A 1,602-nucleotide genomic window follows, 5' to 3' on the forward strand; every position below is an offset into this window, starting at 1 on the left:
CCCGTGATGCTGAACCTAACCGGCAGGGAGGTGCTGTTCGTGGGAGGGGGCTGGGAGACGGAGGCCAAGGTGCGGGGTCTGCTGGAGGTGGGGGCCAAGGTGACCCTGCTCTCCCCCCATGCGCACCCCGGCCTCGAGCCCCTCCTCCACGAAGGCCGTCTCCGCTGGCTGCGGCGGGGGTATCAGCGGGGAGACCTGGCGGGTTTCTCGCTGTGCTTCGCCCATCCCCGCGAGCGTTCCCTCCACGCGCTCATCGCCCAGGAAGCCCGCGAGCGGGGGGTGTGGCTCAACGCGGTCGATGACCCCGCGCACTGCGACTTCATCCTGCCGGCGGTGCACCGGCAGGGCGAGTTGGTGATCGCGGTCTCCACCAGCGGAGCCGCCCCCGCTTTAGGGGTGAGGATCAAGCAGGGCTTGGCCCAGGCGTACGGTCCGGAGTACGCCCTCTACCTCCAACTGCTGCGCTCGCTTCGACCGCTGGTGCTGCAAAGCTATCCCCACGACTTCGAGGCCCGGAAGGCCGCCTGGTATCGCATGATCGACAGCCCCGCGCTGGAACGGCTGGCCCTGGGGGAAGTGGAAGAGGCGCGGGAGATCCTGCTGGCGGCTTTGTACCACCAGCACAACGCATCGGCATCAACATCAACATCAGCACCAGCATTGGCATCGGCATCGGCATTGGCGTTGGCCTCGGAGACCCCCGAGTTGGCCTTAGCGTTGGAGGTGCCCTCGTGAGCCTGAACCGTGTGAGCTTCCTGGGCTTCCTGAGCCGCCTGAACTGCGTCAGGGACGTCAGGCACGTCAACTACGTGAAGCCCAACCCCAACCCCAGGGATGAGGGGGATTGGGTGAAGGGCAGCGGTGCGGGGAAGGACAGCGGTAGGGGTGGGGGTAGAGGTAGAGGCAAGGTCTACCTGGTGGGGGCAGGACCGGGCGACCCCGAGTTGCTGACGCTCAAGGCCCTGCGGGTGTTGCAAGAAGCCGAGGTGGTGCTCTACGACCGCCTGGTCAGCCCCGCGGTATTGGAACGGGTCAACCCTCTGGCCCAGCTCCTCTACGTGGGCAAGGAAGCGGGCGAGCAGGATTCGGTGCAGCAGGCCATCTTCCAGCAACTGCTCCACCACGCCCGCTCCGGGCGCAAGGTGGTGCGGCTCAAAGGGGGGGACCCCATGGTCTATGGCCGGGGGGGAGAGGAGTGGGCGTTTTTGGCCGCCGAGGGCCTCGAGGTGGAGCTGGTGCCCGGCCTCAGTTCCGCCCTGGCCGTGCCCGGCTTGGCCGGCATCCCCCTGACGTTGCGGGGGGTGGCGGGGGGCTTCGCGGTGCTGACGGGTCAGGCTCAGGGGGGAGGGCTGTCCGACTTCACCCCCTACGCTCAGGTGGACACCCTGGTGGTGCTGATGGGGGTCAAGCAGCGCGTGCGCATCGCTGGGGAGTTGCTGCGGCTCGGACGCCGGGCCGATGAGCCGGTGGCCTTCATCGAAAAGGGCTCCACCCCCGAGGAGCGGGTGGTGATCGCCACGCTGGGGCAGGTGGTCCAAGGAGAGGTCGAGGTTCGATCCCCCGCCGTGTGGGTCATCGGGCAGGTCGTGCGCCTGAGGGAGC

General features: G+C 68.2%; 2 protein-coding genes. Both read left to right on the forward strand.

Annotated features, from left to right (window positions below; genetic code table 11):
* Positions 1-735, forward strand: a 735-nt coding sequence (locus Mrose_RS18290) for a precorrin-2 dehydrogenase/sirohydrochlorin ferrochelatase family protein (protein ID WP_245970026.1), incomplete at its 5' end; no start/stop codon positions are given.
* Between the two features lie 113 nt (positions 736-848).
* On the forward strand, positions 849-1,602 hold a 754-nt coding region (gene cobA, locus Mrose_RS18295), incomplete at its 3' end, for a uroporphyrinogen-III C-methyltransferase (protein ID WP_119280645.1).

Source organism: Calidithermus roseus, assembly GCF_003574095.1.
GTDB lineage: Bacteria > Deinococcota > Deinococci > Deinococcales > Thermaceae > Calidithermus > Calidithermus roseus.